This window comes from Pedobacter sp. 22226 (genome assembly GCF_052045455.1).
GTDB lineage: Bacteria > Bacteroidota > Bacteroidia > Sphingobacteriales > Sphingobacteriaceae > Pedobacter > Pedobacter jeongneungensis.
Map to the genome: position 1 here is coordinate 586,173 of NZ_JBQEPB010000005.1, position 16,336 is coordinate 602,508.

General features: G+C 39.1%; 13 protein-coding genes. 5 read left to right on the forward strand and 8 right to left on the reverse strand.

The window, feature by feature from the left end; all coding sequences use genetic code 11:
- Positions 1-73: 73 nt before the first annotated feature.
- Positions 74-1,753 carry an energy-dependent translational throttle protein EttA gene (gene ettA / locus ACTJKC_RS14655; protein ID WP_440792963.1) on the reverse strand — a complete coding sequence of 560 codons (1,680 nt, stop codon included), beginning with the start codon at positions 1,751-1,753 and terminating at the stop codon, positions 74-76.
- A gap of 359 nt (positions 1,754-2,112) precedes the next feature.
- Here ettA and ACTJKC_RS14660 point away from each other — a divergent pair, with 359 nt between their 5' ends.
- Positions 2,113-2,445: a hypothetical protein gene (locus ACTJKC_RS14660; protein ID WP_440792965.1), complete on the forward strand. Its 333-nt coding sequence runs from the start codon at positions 2,113-2,115 to the stop codon at positions 2,443-2,445.
- 98 nt (positions 2,446-2,543) lie between these two features.
- Here the strand turns inward: ACTJKC_RS14660 and ACTJKC_RS14665 are convergent, their stop codons facing one another.
- Positions 2,544-3,611: an SDR family oxidoreductase gene (locus ACTJKC_RS14665; protein WP_440792967.1), complete on the reverse strand. Its 1,068-nt coding sequence runs from the start codon at positions 3,609-3,611 to the stop codon at positions 2,544-2,546.
- Between the two features lie 147 nt (positions 3,612-3,758).
- Between ACTJKC_RS14665 and ACTJKC_RS14670 the strand changes: the two genes are divergently transcribed.
- Complete coding sequence (locus tag ACTJKC_RS14670; protein ID WP_440792969.1) at positions 3,759-4,340, forward strand: Crp/Fnr family transcriptional regulator; 582 nt, start codon at positions 3,759-3,761, stop codon at positions 4,338-4,340.
- A 58-nt stretch (positions 4,341-4,398) separates the two neighbouring features.
- Here the strand turns inward: ACTJKC_RS14670 and ACTJKC_RS14675 are convergent, their stop codons facing one another.
- A complete protein-coding gene (locus ACTJKC_RS14675) occupies positions 4,399-5,793 on the reverse strand; it encodes a glycosyl hydrolase family 18 protein (RefSeq protein ID WP_440792971.1) in 1,395 nt (464 codons plus the stop codon).
- 379 nt (positions 5,794-6,172) lie between these two features.
- On the opposite strand from ACTJKC_RS14675, the gene ACTJKC_RS14680 reads away from it, so the two are divergent.
- From ACTJKC_RS14680 to ACTJKC_RS14690, 3 genes are all read left to right on the forward strand, one after another.
- A complete protein-coding gene (locus ACTJKC_RS14680; RefSeq protein WP_440792973.1) occupies positions 6,173-6,640 on the forward strand; it encodes a BLUF domain-containing protein in 468 nt (155 codons plus the stop codon).
- A gap of 747 nt (positions 6,641-7,387) precedes the next feature.
- On the forward strand, positions 7,388-9,940 hold the full coding sequence (locus ACTJKC_RS14685; protein ID WP_440792975.1) for an ATP-dependent Clp protease ATP-binding subunit: 2,553 nt from the start codon (positions 7,388-7,390) through the stop codon (positions 9,938-9,940).
- Positions 9,941-10,096: 156 nt separating this feature from the next.
- Positions 10,097-10,609, forward strand: coding sequence for a CAP domain-containing protein (locus tag ACTJKC_RS14690; protein ID WP_440792977.1), 513 nt, complete (start codon positions 10,097-10,099; stop codon positions 10,607-10,609).
- A 201-nt stretch (positions 10,610-10,810) separates the two neighbouring features.
- On the opposite strand, the gene ACTJKC_RS14695 is transcribed toward ACTJKC_RS14690, so the two are convergent.
- The 5 genes from ACTJKC_RS14695 to ACTJKC_RS14715 form a co-directional block, all read right to left on the reverse strand.
- Entirely contained in the window at positions 10,811-11,683 is an 873-nt protein-coding gene (locus ACTJKC_RS14695; protein WP_440792979.1) for an ATP-grasp domain-containing protein, read from the reverse strand.
- A gap of 200 nt (positions 11,684-11,883) precedes the next feature.
- Positions 11,884-12,951 (reverse strand): PA0069 family radical SAM protein, encoded by a 1,068-nt coding sequence (locus tag ACTJKC_RS14700; RefSeq protein WP_344853113.1) that lies wholly within the window; start codon positions 12,949-12,951, stop codon positions 11,884-11,886.
- 117 nt (positions 12,952-13,068) lie between these two features.
- Entirely contained in the window at positions 13,069-13,908 is an 840-nt protein-coding gene (locus ACTJKC_RS14705; protein ID WP_440792981.1) for a hypothetical protein, read from the reverse strand.
- Positions 13,856-14,305 carry a carboxypeptidase-like regulatory domain-containing protein gene (locus ACTJKC_RS14710; protein ID WP_440792983.1) on the reverse strand — a complete coding sequence of 150 codons (450 nt, stop codon included), beginning with the start codon at positions 14,303-14,305 and terminating at the stop codon, positions 13,856-13,858. The genes ACTJKC_RS14705 and ACTJKC_RS14710 overlap by 53 nt, the downstream gene beginning before the upstream one ends.
- 384 nt (positions 14,306-14,689) lie before the next feature.
- Entirely contained in the window at positions 14,690-15,931 is a 1,242-nt protein-coding gene (locus tag ACTJKC_RS14715; protein WP_440792985.1) for a carboxypeptidase-like regulatory domain-containing protein, read from the reverse strand.
- Between the last annotated feature and the right edge of the window lie 405 nt (positions 15,932-16,336).

Here is a 16,336-nt window from a genome sequence, read left to right on the forward strand (position 1 = left end):
ATCCCGAATTGTTTTAAAACATTTCAATTGCGATCTCAAACAAAAAAGTCCCGATTTTTATCGGGACTTAGTATTAATCTAGTTTTTTGTACCTGATGCGTTTCGGCGTAACATCACCCAAACGTTTCTTGCGGTTTTCTTCGTAATCTGAGTAGTTACCCTCGAAGAAATAAACTTCAGAGTTGCCCTCGAAAGCGAGGATGTGCGTACAAATTCTATCTAAGAACCACCTGTCGTGACTGATTACCACGGCGCAACCGCCAAAGTTTTCTAAAGCTTCTTCCAGTGCACGCAATGTATTTACGTCTATATCGTTGGTAGGCTCATCCAGTAGCAATACGTTTGCTCCTTTTTTCAAAGTGATGGCCAGGTGTACACGATTACGTTCACCACCAGATAAAATGCCTACTTTTTTCTGCTGATCGCCGCCATTGAAGTTGAATTTCGATACATAAGCCCGTCCGTTAACGGCTTTAGCACCCAGTTGGATATTATCTAAACCATCGGTAATGTTTTCGTACACCGTTTTATCGGCATCCAGATCATTGTGCATCTGATCTACATAACCCAGTTCTACCGTTTCTCCTACGCGGAAAGTACCGGCATCAGCTTCTTCCTGTCCGGTAATTAAACGGAACAAAGTAGTTTTACCCGCACCATTTGGACCGATAATACCCACAATACCTGCAGGAGGCAATGAGAAGTTTAAATTATCGAACAATACTTTATCACCATAAGCCTTGGTTACGTTTGTGGCTTCGATCACAACATTACCCAAACGCGGTCCGGCAGGAATGAAAAGCTCTAATTTATCCTCTCTTTCTCTGCCATCCTCTGAGGCCAGTTTATCATAGTTAGCCAAACGTGCCTTAGATTTTGCGTGACGTGCTTTTGGTGCCATGCGTACCCATTCTAACTCACGCTCTAAAGTTTTCTGGCGTTTGCTTTCTGTTTTCTCTTCCTGAGATAAGCGTTTTGCTTTCTGATCTAACCAGCTGCTGTAATTTCCTTTCCATGGAATACCTTCGCCACGGTCTAACTCTAAAATCCAACCGGCAACGTTATCTAAGAAATACCTGTCGTGGGTAACAGCGATAACGGTACCTTCATAGTTCTGTAAGAATTGTTCTAACCAATCGATACTTTCCGCATCAAGGTGGTTGGTAGGCTCATCCAATAATAATACATCAGGGTGTTGCAGCAATAAGCGGCACATGGCCACACGGCGGCGCTCACCACCAGATAATACTCCGATTTTGGTTTCAGGATCAGGACAACGCAAGGCATCCATCGCTCTTTCTAATTTCGAATCGATTTCCCAGGCACCTAATGCATCAATTTTATCCTGAAGTTCGCCTTGTCTGGCCATCAGTTTATCCATGGCATCCGGATCAGAGTAGTTTTCTTCTAAACCAAAAGCTTCATTCACTTCTTCGTACTCTTTTAAAATGGCCGTTACTTCGGCTACACCTTCTTCAACTACTTCACGGACGGTTTTTTCAGGATCCAGAATCGGTTCCTGTGCCAGATAACCAACAGAGTAACCCGGTGAGAAAACCACCTCGCCCTGATAAGACTTGTCTAAACCGGCAATAATTTTTAAAAGGGAAGATTTACCAGAACCGTTTAAACCGATTACCCCGATTTTGGCCCCGTAAAAGAAAGAAAGGTAAATATTTTTTAAAACCTGTTTTTGTGGCGGGTAAATTTTATTTACACCTGCCATTGAAAAGATTATTTTTTCGTCAGACATTATAAGATATGTGATTTAATTAGTTTAATGTTTTTTCTTTAAGATAATAAAGGTAGGATTAACTTTTAGATTGCCTTAACCTCACTACAATAACAGCTGTACTGAAATTGTTTGCAAAGATAAGAACAACAAGCCCATAACAAAACGGTTTGTTTGGCTTATTTATCTACTGGTGCTAACATTTTCTCCATTATGGGGAGAGTAGAGTTAGCTTCATCTATCTGACTGATGATTTTAACTTTCAACAACGGACTATTGCAAATTGCTGTTTTTAAAGCTGCGGGACTAAAAAAATATTACTTTGAAAAAAGACTTAAAAAAAATATATCTTAGTAGTGTGAAATAAAATAATACATCCCATGAAAACAATTAAAAAATTAATTTTTGCAGGCACTGTGGCCTTATCGTTAGCCACATTTGCATCAAATTCAGTCAGCGCTCAAAGTAAAACCCTGAATTCTGTTTCGGAGAAACCAGTAGCAAATACGTTCGGTTCAGAAATAGAACCTGGTCAGGTTATTGGTAACACAACCGGAGTTCAGGACAGGAGGGGCCCCGGCTACTGGGTTCAATTATTTAACGTGTACCTTGATGTGTACCTTAAGTATGGCTACTCGGCAAGTGAAGCGATAGATCGTGCCCAGGCATCAGTTTACCGGGAGATTGAAATTTACTACGGTGTAGAATTGTAGTGAATATAGCAAGGGCTTTCTTTGGTGAAAGCCCTTTTTTGTTAATTTTACATATGCCAATCAGTCCTCAAAAATTTCGCAAGCATGCCTGTTAAAGTTTAAGGTATTAAATGTGCAGCACTTAGTTTTTCAAAGAGTTCAAAAAACGATTCCTCTGTATCTTGAAAAATAGTAAAACCTAGTTTTCTACTTTTCGACATATCGGTCATTACTTCAATTGGTCTCCCCAGGTCAAGATCGGTGTGCCAGGCCGATGCCAAACGGCTTAATTCCTTTTCTCTTAATTGATATTTTTCTGCAATCTGTTTCCAGGTGTCAGAATCGTTATTCATTTCTAGTTCCAGTGGCCGGATTTTATCTTTAAAACCTATTGGTTCTACCCCAAAATAAGCTGCTATACGTTTCCATAACCGGCTCCATCGGAACACATCTCCGTTAACCACATTAAAAGCTTCGTTACGGGCTGCATCAGTAGTAGAAACCCAGATCAGGTGCTCTGCCAATATCCTGGCGTCGGTAACATCCGAAATGCCGTTCCATTGTGCAGCTGAGCCCGGCCATTTAAACGGTCGACCTGTTTTTTTACAGATGGTGGCATATGCAGCCAGTGTAGTTCCTAAATTCATAGCATTACCAACTGCTTTACCAATAACGGTATGTGGCCTGTGGATGCTCCAGGTAAAACCATCGCGTGCTGCTGCGGCATATACTTCATCTTCCTGTGCATAATAAAAATTTTCAAGGTCTAACCTCGGATGTTCTTCCCTCAGGGGTGTTTCAGGTAAAAAACCTTCTTTTGCATAGGCTTCAAACGGCCCGAGGTAATGTTTTAATCCGGTTACCAATGCAACATGCTCAACCGATCCTTTTTCTGATAGCACGTCTAAAAGATTACGCACCATCAAACTGTTAACCCTGATGTTTTCGGCTTCAGTATCGTTGCGCATCCAGGTAGTGATATAAACGTGGGTGGGTGCTATATTTGCCAGGGCCTGTTTAAGGCTTATAATATCTAAAAGATCTGCCGCAACGGGATTAAGTTTCTCAATTTCTGTATTTGGTGTCCGCGACAGGCCATAGGTTTTCCAGCCTTTTGAAATCAGGCTTTCTGCCAGATTACTTCCGGTTATGCCGCTTGCCCCAACTACTAATGCAATTTTACTCATGATGTTATAATTTTAAGCAAAGTTAGCCTGGCGAAGATAATTCGTACTTGACCTGGATCAGATAATACACTTGATCTGGATCAAGCAATCAGTAATTGAAGTTCTTTCAATGAAAAATTTATCTTTGCCTAAAGATTATTTTCGCCCATGATTAATGTACTCTTCAGCCATATTGAGGAAAAAGTTGCGCTTACAGATAAGGATCGGGCGGAAATAAAAACCTTTTTTTCGCCTAAAAAATTAAGGAAACGTCAGTATTTGCTGCAGGCAGGCGATGTTTGCAGGCACCTGGCATTTGTAGCAAAAGGGCTCCTACGCACTTATAATGTTGATGATAAAGGCGATGAACACATGAGTGTTTTTGGCTGGGAGGGCTGGTGGATCTCAGATTTCAACAGCTTTTTGTCAGGTGAGCCTGCCTTATTTAATATCGATGCCATAGAAGATTCGGAACTCTTTATGATTTCGCGTGCAGATTATGATGCTTTAACACTTGCCGTTCCCATTATGGACCGGTATTTCCGTTTACTTTACCAAAATAGTTTAGTTACCAAAGAACGGAGATTAATGAGCTCCATTACACATAGCGCTGAAGAAAAATACCTCTTACTGGCTGAATCAAATCCGCAGATCATTGAACGTTTGCCACAGAATCTTATAGCCTCTTATCTTGGAATTGCGCCTGAAACCTTAAGCCGTATTAAGCGGAATTTAGCGCTGAGAAAATGAAAAATGCGGAGTTAAACACTCCGCACCAATATAGATTTAAGGATCCGGTTATTAACGATTAACTTTTAGTAAAAAACTCCCAGCCGGAAGCAGTAGCACGGGTACAGGTCATGGCTTGTGTACCATTTTCGCTCGAAAGATATTTTCCGTTATTGCCCCTGAAAGCAATTTTGCCGTCTGCTGCAACTACCCAGTCGAATTTTTCCCAATCGCTGATCGTGGTACGATTACAGGTAACAGCCTGTGTGCCATTTTCTGATGATACATATTTACCCATACTTCTTAAGGCTACTTTGCCACCACCGGCATCTACAACAGTAAACTGTTCCCAGGCCTGCGCCGTTGTGCTTGTACAGGTCATCGCCTGCGTGCCGTTCTGGCTGTTAACATATTTATTGTTAAATCCCTTAAGGGTGATTACCGTTCCATAAGGGATGCCTGATCCGCCATTGTTTACACGGGCAATTATGGCATCATTAATGGCGCTGAGTAAGGAATTACCCCCTGTAGCATCCGCGTTCAGGTCCCAGATCATAATTCCCCCGGTTCGGTCGTATGCCAGGTTTGTTTTATTTTTGATGGTAGGAATGCCGTTGTAACCAATGTTGCCAAAGGTATCTGAATTCGGACTTCCGCCCTGAGCAAGAATATCTTTATAATCAAGGTATGAAGAAGAGGAGCGGCCATAAAAAGGTACGCCTAAAGTAGTTTTAGCTGCCGAAAGCCCTCTGCCTTGCCAGTAATTAATGGAGTTTACCGCATAATTATAGGTAGAGTGATTAGCGCCGCCACCATCATAAGCCATAAGGTTAAGGAAATCTACAGCATTAAAAACAGCATTCTGGATACTTCCGCCATTCTCAGAAACTACTGCTGCAGTGAGCAGTTTTCCATTGTTATGCAATGCTGTGCTTAATTGTTGCATCAGGAGTGTGTAGTTATTGGCCGAGTTTCCATTATCCGGATATTCCCAGTCAATATCTACCCCATCGAGGTTATACTGATTTACAAAATTGATCATATTATTGGTGAAATTGGTCCGGTAGCCCGAATTTGCAGCCAGGCTTTCGAAAGCACTGTCATTCCCATTATTCCACCCGCCAACTGCTATCAGCACTTTTACACCAGCGGCGTGGACAGCGCTAACCAGGCTTTGCAGTTTGGAAGGATTTTCTACAGGCTGCAATCCACCGGTCGAATTTGGCAGTACGAAAGCATAGTTTACATGGGTAAGTTTACTAAATTGAATCTGGTTAACGGCTCCTGCCCACGATGGCATATAACCCACTACTCTGAAAGAGGTGCCTGCAATAAGCGAACTAACTGCCATTTCCTTTTTTTTACCTTCAAAAAGATCTGTTTCCTGTTCAGGATTCATCTCCGGTTTTTTACAGGAATAAAGAACAGTAAGGGCCAGCAATGTGCCTAGCCATGTTTTTGTCGCATTTCTCATAAGTTTTTTAATTAATTGGTTAGTGATTTATTTAGGTTATTTATCTGATTATTCTTATGATAAGCCTTATTCAGGTATGGCTAAAGCGCATAGCGTCATAGCTCACTGTACAAATCGTGATGCCCAATAAACTAATTTCGGTAACCTTATCTATGCTAATGTAAAATAATTATACAGCTTATGTGGGTTTAATATTACATAATAGTAGCTTATGCTTCTTTTGATGCAGTTCTAACGATTGAAATAGTTGAGAGGAGCTCGGAGTCGGTAAATATCAGGTAGTTAACCGTTTGTATTAAAGAGGTATAACAGCATTTCAACAGGTTTTTTTTGAAATAATATTAACCCGGAATTCAGATATTTTAATGATAATTGCTGTATGGAACCAGAAAATATAAATATGCCCCCCGTTTTCTATTTAATTTACAGCAGTGTAGAAAGTAAGGTGTTTGATGCCGACATGATTAAAACCTTAATTAACCAAAGCAGAGAATTTAACAAACAAAATAATATTACCGGTATTTTACTATATGTTAAAGGTCAGCAGATTACCAAAAGCAAAGGCAGGTTTATGCAATTGCTGGAAGGTGATGAAAGAATTGTGCGTAAGCTTTATAAAAAAATAATGAACGATACCCGACATGAATCGGTTGTTTTACTACAGATTGGCAAGTATGATCAATGTATTTTCAGCGATTGGAGTATGGGTTTTGAAGATTCAGACGATGAAACTTTTCAATCGATATCCGGGCATTTTAATTTAAATGATATTATCGAATACTGTAACAAATCAGCACCATCTGATGCTCCGCTACAGTTTTTACGGAGTTTTTATAATGAGGTATAGCATAATGAGGTATAGCAATATTTGGGCTTAATCAAATTATAGCTTCATAATTTATTTCAACCTTATGGAGTTGCGATAACTAAAGGTTTACTATGAAAAATTCAGTTCCATCATCCATTTTCCCTCCTCCATAATTTCTCCGAATGTCCTTAACTACTCAATGATAAAATTATTTTTAGCATGGTTTGTTCAACATTAAGAAGTTAAGAAAATTAAGGTTTCACTATAAAAAAATCAGTTCCATCATCCATCTTACCTCTTCCATCTCCATACAGCTCTGTAACATCGTTTTTCCAAAACAAAAACAACCTCTCAACAGTTATTTTCGTATTAATATTGTTGTATTCATTAATAGGGTTTCAATGTTATTGATAATTGTCTGGTTAAATTGTTAAATGATGTCACGTTCTTTTTGTTTTTCTGTCAAAACTTGTAAATTGCTTTAGTAAAAAGCAACAAATTGTCAGTTATTCGAATCGAAAAAATCCTTACAATAAACCGACAAAATGATATTTAAAAGGGAGCATACTTAATTAATTCCCTTTTAAAACCTATAAAACAGTTATTACGTAGATAGATATATATTTATCAGGACGATATTCATACCGTATTTTTTAGGTTGGGGGATATGTTTACTGCCTTTTATCCACCCGTATGGCGCAATTGTTGATAAAATAAACAAAATGGTACAGTCGCTTTTTATAATTTATTTTATAGTTTAGAGACGTAGCTGTTAAGAAAGGTATTATGGAAGCAAAATTTTCACCACAGGTTAAAGATGTAATCTCTTTTAGTAGGGAGGAAGCGCTCCGCTTAGGGCATGATTACATTGGAACCGAACATTTATTATTGGGCCTCATCCGCGAAGGCGATGGTATGGCTATAAAAATTTTACGATCGTTAGGGGTTGATACCGGTAAATTGCGCCGCTCAATTGAAGATGCCGTTCGCGGTACTTCGAGTGTTACAGTAAACTTAGGCAATATTCCATTAACAAAACAGGCAGAAAAAGTTTTAAAAATCACTTATTTAGAAGCTAAAATATTTAAAAGCGATTTAATTGGCACCGAACATTTATTGTTATCGGTTTTGAGAGATGATGATAATATCGCCTCGCAGATCTTATTACAGTATGGCGTTACTTATGATGTTTTTAAACAGGAGGTTGAAGTGAATAAAAATGGTTTCAGAGATGATATCTCAAACAGCGCTTCTACAGGAGGCGATGACGATTACCGCGAAGAAGAAAGCTTTAGTACACCTAAAAAGGTTTCGGATATAAAATCTAAAACCCCGGTTCTGGATAACTTCGGTCGTGATTTAACCAAGGCAGCAGAAGAAGGTCGTTTAGACCCGATTGTTGGCCGCGAGAAAGAAATTGAGCGTGTATCGCAGATTTTATCCCGCAGGAAAAAGAACAACCCGATTTTAATCGGTGAGCCAGGTGTGGGTAAATCGGCAATTGCAGAAGGTTTGGCCTTACGCATTGTACAGCGTAAAGTTTCGCGTGTGCTTTTTGGCAAACGTGTAGTTACTTTAGATCTTGCCTCTTTGGTAGCCGGTACAAAATACCGTGGCCAGTTCGAAGAACGTATGAAAGCCGTGATGAACGAGCTTGAAAAATCTACAGATGTAATTTTGTTCATTGATGAGATCCACACCATTGTTGGTGCCGGCGGCGCATCAGGTTCATTAGATGCATCTAACATGTTCAAACCTGCTTTGGCAAGGGGCGAAATTCAATGTATTGGTGCTACAACTTTAGATGAATACCGTCAGTACATTGAAAAGGACGGCGCTTTAGACCGTCGTTTCCAGAAAGTGATGGTTGAACCTGCTACACCAGATGAAACTGTAGAAATTTTAACCCGCATTAAAGATAAGTATGAAGAACACCACGGTGTAACTTATACAGAGGAAGCCATTTTGGCCTGCGTAACTTTAACCTCGCGTTATATTTCTGACCGTTTCTTGCCAGATAAAGCAATTGATGCTTTAGATGAGGCCGGTTCTCGTGTTCACTTAACCAATATTCATGTTCCGCAGAATATTATTGACATCGAGGCGAAAATCGAAGACATTAAGTTAGAAAAAAATAAAGTTGTTCGCAGCCAGAAATACGAAGAAGCTGCAAAACTCCGCGATACAGAGAAAAATTTAATTGAAGAATTAGATAAAGCTAAAGCAGAGTGGGAAGCTGAAACCAAAACCAAACGTTACGAAGTATCAGAAGATAACGTAGCTGAAGTGGTTTCGATGATGACTGGTATTCCGGTACAACGTGTTGGACAAACAGACAGTGCTAAACTGTTAAACATGTACGATAAAGTAGCTGAGAAAATTATTGGTCAGGACGATGCGATCAAGAAATTAACTAAAGCGATTCAACGTACAAGAGCTGGATTAAAAGATCCTAAAAAACCAATTGGTTCATTTATTTTCTTAGGTCCAACCGGGGTAGGTAAAACCGAATTGGCAAAAGAACTGGCCCGTTTCATGTTCGATAGCGACGATTCTTTGATCCAGATCGATATGAGTGAATACATGGAGAAATTCGCGGTATCACGTTTAGTGGGAGCGCCTCCGGGATACGTAGGTTACGAAGAAGGCGGACAGTTAACTGAAAAAGTTAGAAGAAAGCCTTATGCCGTAATCTTATTGGATGAGATTGAAAAAGCTCACCCTGATGTATTTAACATCTTATTACAGGTTTTGGATGAAGGACAGTTAACCGATAGTTTAGGACGTAAAGTTGATTTTAGAAATACAATCATCATCATGACTTCTAACATTGGTGCCCGTCAGCTAAAAGATTTTGGTCAGGGTGTTGGTTTCTCTACAGCTGCGAAAACAAATCAGGCCGATTCTCACAGCCGTGGCGTAATCGAAAGTGCTTTAAAACGTGCTTTTGCGCCTGAATTCTTAAACCGTGTTGATGATGTAGTGGTATTTAACAGCTTAGGTAAAGAAGAAATCTTCAGGATTATCGATATCGAGTTAAAAGCATTATTTGGTCGCGTTCATACCCTTGGTTATGAAATTGCACTAACTGATAACGCAAAAGAATACATTGCTGATAAAGGTTTCGATAGTAATTTTGGAGCCCGCCCTTTAAAAAGAGCGATCCAGAAATATTTAGAAGATCCAATTGCTGAAGAAATCCTTAAAGGTGAATTAACCGAAGGAGATGTTTTAGAAATTGATTATGATAAAACTACCGAGCTTATTTCAATCAACCACATAAAGGGCGAGAAGAAAAAAGAAGAGCCGAAACAAGAAGAAGATTCTTCGAGTAAATAAATAAAAAACTCCCGATGAAAATCGGGAGTTTTTTTGTTTTAGAGATTAATTAAAGCGCATTAAAATTTATAGTTGTTTTTAGAGTACGAAAAGGTAGACAGAAATTATTTTTTTTAAAGAAAATCATTGTACCTTTCCTCAAACTATTCACTATTAATGAAATTTATTGCCTTCCCGTTAGCATGTATAGCGCTATGCTGTGCTTTATCCTGTAAAAAAGGAGCTGACGATACTACAACAACCACTGATCCTGTGGTACTCAATGTCAGCACCAACATCAATAACGACGCTTTACTTAAATTAGTAAACGATACCCGCCTGGCAGGCTGCAATTGTGGTACAACCATTATGCCTCCGGTTGGAGCGCTAACCTGGAATGTTAATTTAGGTGCTGCAGCCATTAACCAAAGCGGTTACATTGCTTCTATTGCAAAACTTACCCACAATTCTGCTAATGGTGAAACTGTTGGTGCCCGTGTTAAAGCTACCGGCTACAATTGGACATCGGTAGGGGAGAATATTGCTTTCGGACAAACTACCGAAGCACAGGTTTTTAACGATTGGATTAAGAGTGAGGAGCATTGCAAAAATATCATGACTGCCTCTTTTAAAGAAATGGGCGCAGCCAAAACGGATAAGTATTGGGTGCAGGTTTTTGCTGCTAAATAACCTAAAACCAATGGCCGTCGTCTCACTTTCTTCGTCCTTTCGACTGTAGCGTACCGATTTTTCATTGGTAGCGAAATGGAGAAGTCTATCCCGAAATTGCTCCAAAGATAGATTTCTCGACTCCGCTTCGCTCGAAATGACGACTTGAGGGGAGCATAGGCTTTAAGATTGCTTCGTTTCTCCTCGCAATAACGATTCTTTTTAAATCAACTCCATCAACGCCTGATAATACCGATCATAAATTTGAGGTTCGGTATTTAAGAATAAAAATGGCTCAATCAGTTCAAGCTCCATTAATAAAAACTCTCCTTTTACAAAAGTACCATCAACCCTTGCGTAAAGACAATTTTTAGCAAATAAACTAACATATTCTGCTGCTGTTGCAATTAGTTCTTCATCAGGTTGTTGCGGATGAACAGTGCCACCATGTGCTGGCTGAACCCTGAAATCGCCGGGCTTGGCCTGTTTAATCAACGAATGACTATATACGTCGTTAAAAAAAATGAAAGACCATTCTCCACTTTCCAATATTTCGGGTAAAAATGGCTGTATAATAAAATCTTCCTCCTGGATAAGCTGATTCAATTTTTGGTTTATTTCTTCAATATTTTCATTGGTTACTTTAAAAGTATTTTTTGCACCCCCGCTAATACAGGGTTTTACAATTAATTTATCAGTATTAAATTTTTCGAAGAAAGTTTCAAGCGTTACATTTTCTTGCTTTTTGATAAATGCGCTGGGTATAATTTTTAAGCCCGCCGCTTCAATTTCCTGGAGATAAAGTTTGTTCGAATTCCACCTCACCACATCTATTGGATTAAGCAGTTTCACTTTTTTAGCTTCCAAAAGATTAAGCCATTCATAAAAATCTTCAATCAGGTCGAAATAATCCCAGGGCGATTTTAAAATGGCATGCGAATAGTTTTCCCAGTTAATCTGCTCGTCGTTCCAGATTAATTTTTCAATATTTAATCCTTTATCTTTTAAGAAATGTAAGAGTTTATCATCTTCACTTTCAACGGTAGTAGTATCGTAAGCGCCTTTATCAAGGTACGTTATTAATGCAATGTTCATGGGGCTAAAACTAAGTTTTATAGGGGTAGATTGCAAATTTTTAAACCATGGAAGGACACAGATAAACATAGATTTTAGATGTGCTGCATCTGTGTTCATCATTTCATTTGTGTTTAATTTATATTTAATAGGACCAAACATTGAGATGGCCGTGATTATAAACCACGGCCCTGAGAGCGGGGGATTTTTCTCCCCGAATACTAAAACAGGCTTACCTGGTTACTTGGAACTTTGAATAAGGTATGATCTAAAATGATATCTTTTACATTTAAGCCGTTTAAACGGCAGTGCAGCCTGAAATTATCTCTGATCATTTGTGAAATATTGCCATCACCGCGCATTCGGTCGCCAAAACGGCTGTCGTTTACATTGCCACCATGGCAACTCTGTATAGAATGCCAGACTTTATCGAAACGATCAGGAAAGTTTTTTCGCAGCCAATCTTCAAATATCTGGCCGATGGCTCCGTTTAACCGCACTACGGTATAACCCGCTTTAATGGCTCCAGCATTAGCCACAGCTTTTAAAATTTTAGGAATTTCATGGTCGCTTAGCCCGGGTACAAGTGGTGCAACCATTACGCCCATGGGTATTCCGGCTTTGCTCAACTCCTCTACCACTTTTAAGCGTTGTTTGGCCGTTGTAGTACGCGGTTCCATTACCTGCCGCAAATCTTCATTCAAACTATTGATGGAAACATAAACCATGCAGAGATTAAGCTTGGCCATTTCCTGCAAAATATCCTGATCACGAAGTATCAAGGAATTTTTGGTAATCATGCCAATCGGCTGTTTGTAAGCCAGGGCAATTTCTAATAACTGGCGGGTTAGTTTAAACTTTCTTTCTGCCGGTTGGTAACAATCGGTATTGCCCGAGAGTGAAATGGTAGTGGCATCCCAGCCTTTTTTCTCTAAAAACTTTTTAAAAAGTTCCGGAGCATCTTTTTTTACAATGATTTTCCGCTCAAATTCTATCCCGGCACTATACCCCCAATATTGATGCGAGTTGCGTGCATAACAATAAGTGCAGCCATGTTCGCAGCCCTGATAGGGATTAAGAGAGTAGGCCATCCCCACATCCGGGCTGTCAACCTTATTTACGATGGTTTTCGAATTTTCAAAAATGAAAGCAGTTTTGCGGTCGCTTTCCTCCCAATCATCAATCCCTTCATGATGTTCTTTAACGTAAACATCCTTTAAAAATTTATTGTGTGGATTAACCTGGGCGCCCCGCCCTTTAAAATACTGCTTTTCTTCTTCGCCAATCATAAATTAAAATTACTAATATTTTTAGTAATTTTAAGGCTGTAGAAAGGTTACTTTTCAACAATTTTTAGTTTCAGATCCATCATCCATTTCCATTTTCCATCATACCTCTTCCATTATTTACTTTTTTGGGAGTGGTATATAATCCATCGGTACCATATCTGCCACTTTTTCGTAGGCCCAATAGCCTTCAAAAAGGAGTGAGCGGGAATCGTAAATGCCGCCGTTCTCGTAAAAACGGACGCCTTCGCCGGTTAAATTTGCAACCGAAATTTCATTTTCAGGCACATCTAAAGGTCTGAAGATCCAGAAACCAGTTTTAGAGTAGGCCATTGATTCTTTTTCTTTAGTGTATTGAATTAATAGCGCATCGGTATAACTGATGTACTTTAAGTTCTGGTTGAAATAATGCACCAGCGTATCTGTAATCACCTCCGCCCTCGAAAATTTATCGATGGTTTTTGGCATTTCCTGCTGTTTCGTCCAAAAGGCCAGTAAGGCAGTATCAATTTTACCTTTGGTTTGCCTGATTCCGGTTTTTTCAGGTACGGCTTTAATTTTTTCTAAATTGGTATTGATTACATATTGCGGATAACGGTTAGGATTGGGGATTTTGATCATTTTATTGATGATAAAACCTTCTTCCTGCGTTTTATTGGCGTAAAGCGAACGGAAAAAATGTTGCGAAGAGCCATAATAGGCCACTTCGCGGGCGGCGATGTATTTTTTCTTTTTTGCTGCAGAAGCTTTAAGCTCTTCAAAAAAAGGGTGACCAGAGTAATAAATAATGTGAGTGCGCGAATTGTATTCGAAATGATCGAGCATATATTTAAGGCGATAACCTAAAGCTTTATTCTCGACCACTAAAAACTCGGTTGTAGAAACCGTTAAGGTACTTTTGGTTACATCATAATCTACATTCAGAACCTGTGGATTTAAAATTTTTGCATTGCGTTGCATTGGGCGTTTTGCCAATAAAAAACTCTTTAAACTGGTTAATGTATTTCTGCCGGTTAGGATCGGCCCTGATCACTACTTCATCAAGCTGGGCAACATTTTCTTTCAAAACCAATTCTACCTGTACCGATTTATCCGAAATAATTACACTTTTAGAGTAGGGGAGGTAACCAACCAGCTGAACAAGAATATCGTAACTGCCGGGTTTCAGGTTGGTAAGTTTAAAGCGGCCATCATTATCCGCTACCGTTGCAATTTTATAACCACTTAAATAAATGCTTGCACCGGGTAGTCCGTCTTTTTGATCTCGAACCAAACCACTGATTGAGAAGGTATTTTGAGCATCGACATTAGTACCCAGAATGATTAGCATAAGGGCTACTAAAAGGCTTTTAATCATAGAGACGAATGTAATTAAAAGGCTTAATATTTATTAAAAACGCAAAAGATTTTTAACAAATTTAACATTTACAGTTAATAAGAGTTGTCATCCTGAGCGAAGCGAAGGATCTTTTGAAGAGGATTAATCTAGAAATAAAGCCGTTTTTATTTGAAAACGAACGTTCTGTTTTCCATGAGCAAAGTAGCCCCGCCATCGCTTGTAGTCCTCGTTACGCTGCGCTTCACTGCGGGCTACCCGCTCTGTCGGGTTTATTTAACAAAAGTGGGTGCTGCGATGCTACAAAACCCCAAATAGAATTACCGGTTTTGCTGGCAAAACCGGGGGGCACTATGGCTGCTTTTCATAAAAATAATGCATTGAGGTTCTCTCTTAAACATATTTTTACTTTTTCCCCTCCTCATTAACCGGCAATAAATAATCCATCGGAACACTATCGGCAATTTTTTCCCAGGCCCAGTAACCCGAATAAATCATAGATCGGGGATTGTAAATGGAGCCGTTTTTGTAAAAATATACCGGAACAACCTGCAGACTGATGGTAGAAATCTGATAATCGGGCATATCCAGCGGCCTTGCAATTGATAAACCGATCCGGTTGGCATACGCAGGATCTTCTCTTTCTCTGGTGTAAACTACATAAAGCTTATCGGTAAAATTAATGCTTTTTATATTCTGGTTCTCCACATGCACCAGGGTATCCTGTAAAACAGGGGCGCGGCTTAAAATGGATATGCCACCAGGCAGGTTTTTCTTTTTTATCCAATAGCTTAAAGAATCTCCTATGGTAATGGTTAAAGGCCTGGTTAAACCGGTTTGAGCTTTTGTTAAACGTTTAATATTGGCATTAATTACGCTGTCGGATGGTTTATCAGGATTTTCTTTGGTGATCAGTTTATTAATGATAAAACCATCTTCTGTGGCGTGGTGGTTAAAAATCGACTTAAAAAAGTGTTGTGAAGAACCTAAATAAGCAGTAATCCGCTTTTGTTCCCAAATTTTCTTCCGGCGTGCCGATCCTTTTAAATCCTCATAATATGGAAATCCTTCATAATAAATAATCCTCGTTTTACTATCATACTCAAAATTGTTTAATAAGTATTTAATGCGGTAACCGAGTGCCTTGTTTTCGATAATCAGGAATTCATTGGTTTTTACGGTGAGTTTATGTTCTTCTTTATCGTAATCAATAATCAGCACGTTTGGGTTGATTAATTTACATTGTGCTGCGTTAGGCGTGGTACCAATAAAGTAACCTTTAAACATTTCGATATAATTTGCCCTGTTCGGATCGGGTTTAATGGTTACCTCAGCTAATTGGGTAATACTTTCTTCTAATGTGAGATCAAGTTTTACCGCTTTATCCGAAATCACTACATTTTTATTTAAGGCTTTGTAGCCTATTAACTGCACCAAAATGTCGTAATTGCCTGGTTTTAATGGCAGGGTATATTTGCCATCATTATCTGTAACCGCGGCCATTTTATAACCGCTTACATAAACACCTGTACCGGGTAATGCTTCGCCACGTTTATCTTTAACCGTACCTGAAAGCGTATAACTTTGCTGTGCAATACAAAATTTGCCTATGGTTAATAATGAAAGTAGAAATATAAAAGATTTCATTAATTAAATGTAAACTAATTATTTAGTTTTACCAAGCTGTAGCTGTAAAATATTGGTGCATTTCTTTCTGGTGTCAGATATTACGATCTGATACTGAATCAAATCAATATACTATTTATCTTTTATAAATTCTACAGATACAAGCTTCGTCAGGTGGGAACACCCGACAGCACAACAACATTTCCCTACCATTAACAGATCCATAAAAAAAGTCGTCATCTCGACTGAAACGCAGTGGAACGGAGAGATCTGCCTAGATAGATCTCTCGACTACGTTGCACTCCGCTCGTATTCTAGGTTTACCACAATTGCAAATTTATTTTAAGAAAAACTCCAAATAAAGAGTTTTTCTTATCTTTTATGACGCTCTCCTATAATTCTCGACATACATTTCTCCTCTTTTGA

Bases quoted from the DNA above. Each gene is read 5' to 3' on its own strand.
- ACTJKC_RS14705 (WP_440792981.1), bottom strand. From the start codon at position 13,908: ATGCAACGCAATGCAAAAATTTTAAATCCACAGGTTCTGAATGTAGAT.
- ACTJKC_RS14665 (WP_440792967.1), bottom strand. From the start codon at position 3,611: ATGAGTAAAATTGCATTAGTAGTTGGGGCAAGCGGCATAACCGGAAGT.
- ACTJKC_RS14700 (WP_344853113.1), bottom strand. From the start codon at position 12,951: ATGATTGGCGAAGAAGAAAAGCAGTATTTTAAAGGGCGGGGCGCCCAG.
- ACTJKC_RS14660 (WP_440792965.1), top strand. From the start codon at position 2,113: ATGAAAACAATTAAAAAATTAATTTTTGCAGGCACTGTGGCCTTATCG.
- ACTJKC_RS14675 (WP_440792971.1), bottom strand. From the start codon at position 5,793: ATGAGAAATGCGACAAAAACATGGCTAGGCACATTGCTGGCCCTTACT.
- ACTJKC_RS14680 (WP_440792973.1), top strand. From the start codon at position 6,173: ATGGAACCAGAAAATATAAATATGCCCCCCGTTTTCTATTTAATTTAC.
- ACTJKC_RS14710 (WP_440792983.1), bottom strand. From the start codon at position 14,305: ATGATTAAAAGCCTTTTAGTAGCCCTTATGCTAATCATTCTGGGTACT.
- ACTJKC_RS14670 (WP_440792969.1), top strand. From the start codon at position 3,759: ATGATTAATGTACTCTTCAGCCATATTGAGGAAAAAGTTGCGCTTACA.
- ACTJKC_RS14685 (WP_440792975.1), top strand. From the start codon at position 7,388: ATGGAAGCAAAATTTTCACCACAGGTTAAAGATGTAATCTCTTTTAGT.
- ettA (WP_440792963.1), bottom strand. From the start codon at position 1,753: ATGTCTGACGAAAAAATAATCTTTTCAATGGCAGGTGTAAATAAAATT.
- ACTJKC_RS14695 (WP_440792979.1), bottom strand. From the start codon at position 11,683: ATGAACATTGCATTAATAACGTACCTTGATAAAGGCGCTTACGATACT.
- ACTJKC_RS14690 (WP_440792977.1), top strand. From the start codon at position 10,097: ATGAAATTTATTGCCTTCCCGTTAGCATGTATAGCGCTATGCTGTGCT.
- ACTJKC_RS14715 (WP_440792985.1), bottom strand. From the start codon at position 15,931: ATGAAATCTTTTATATTTCTACTTTCATTATTAACCATAGGCAAATTT.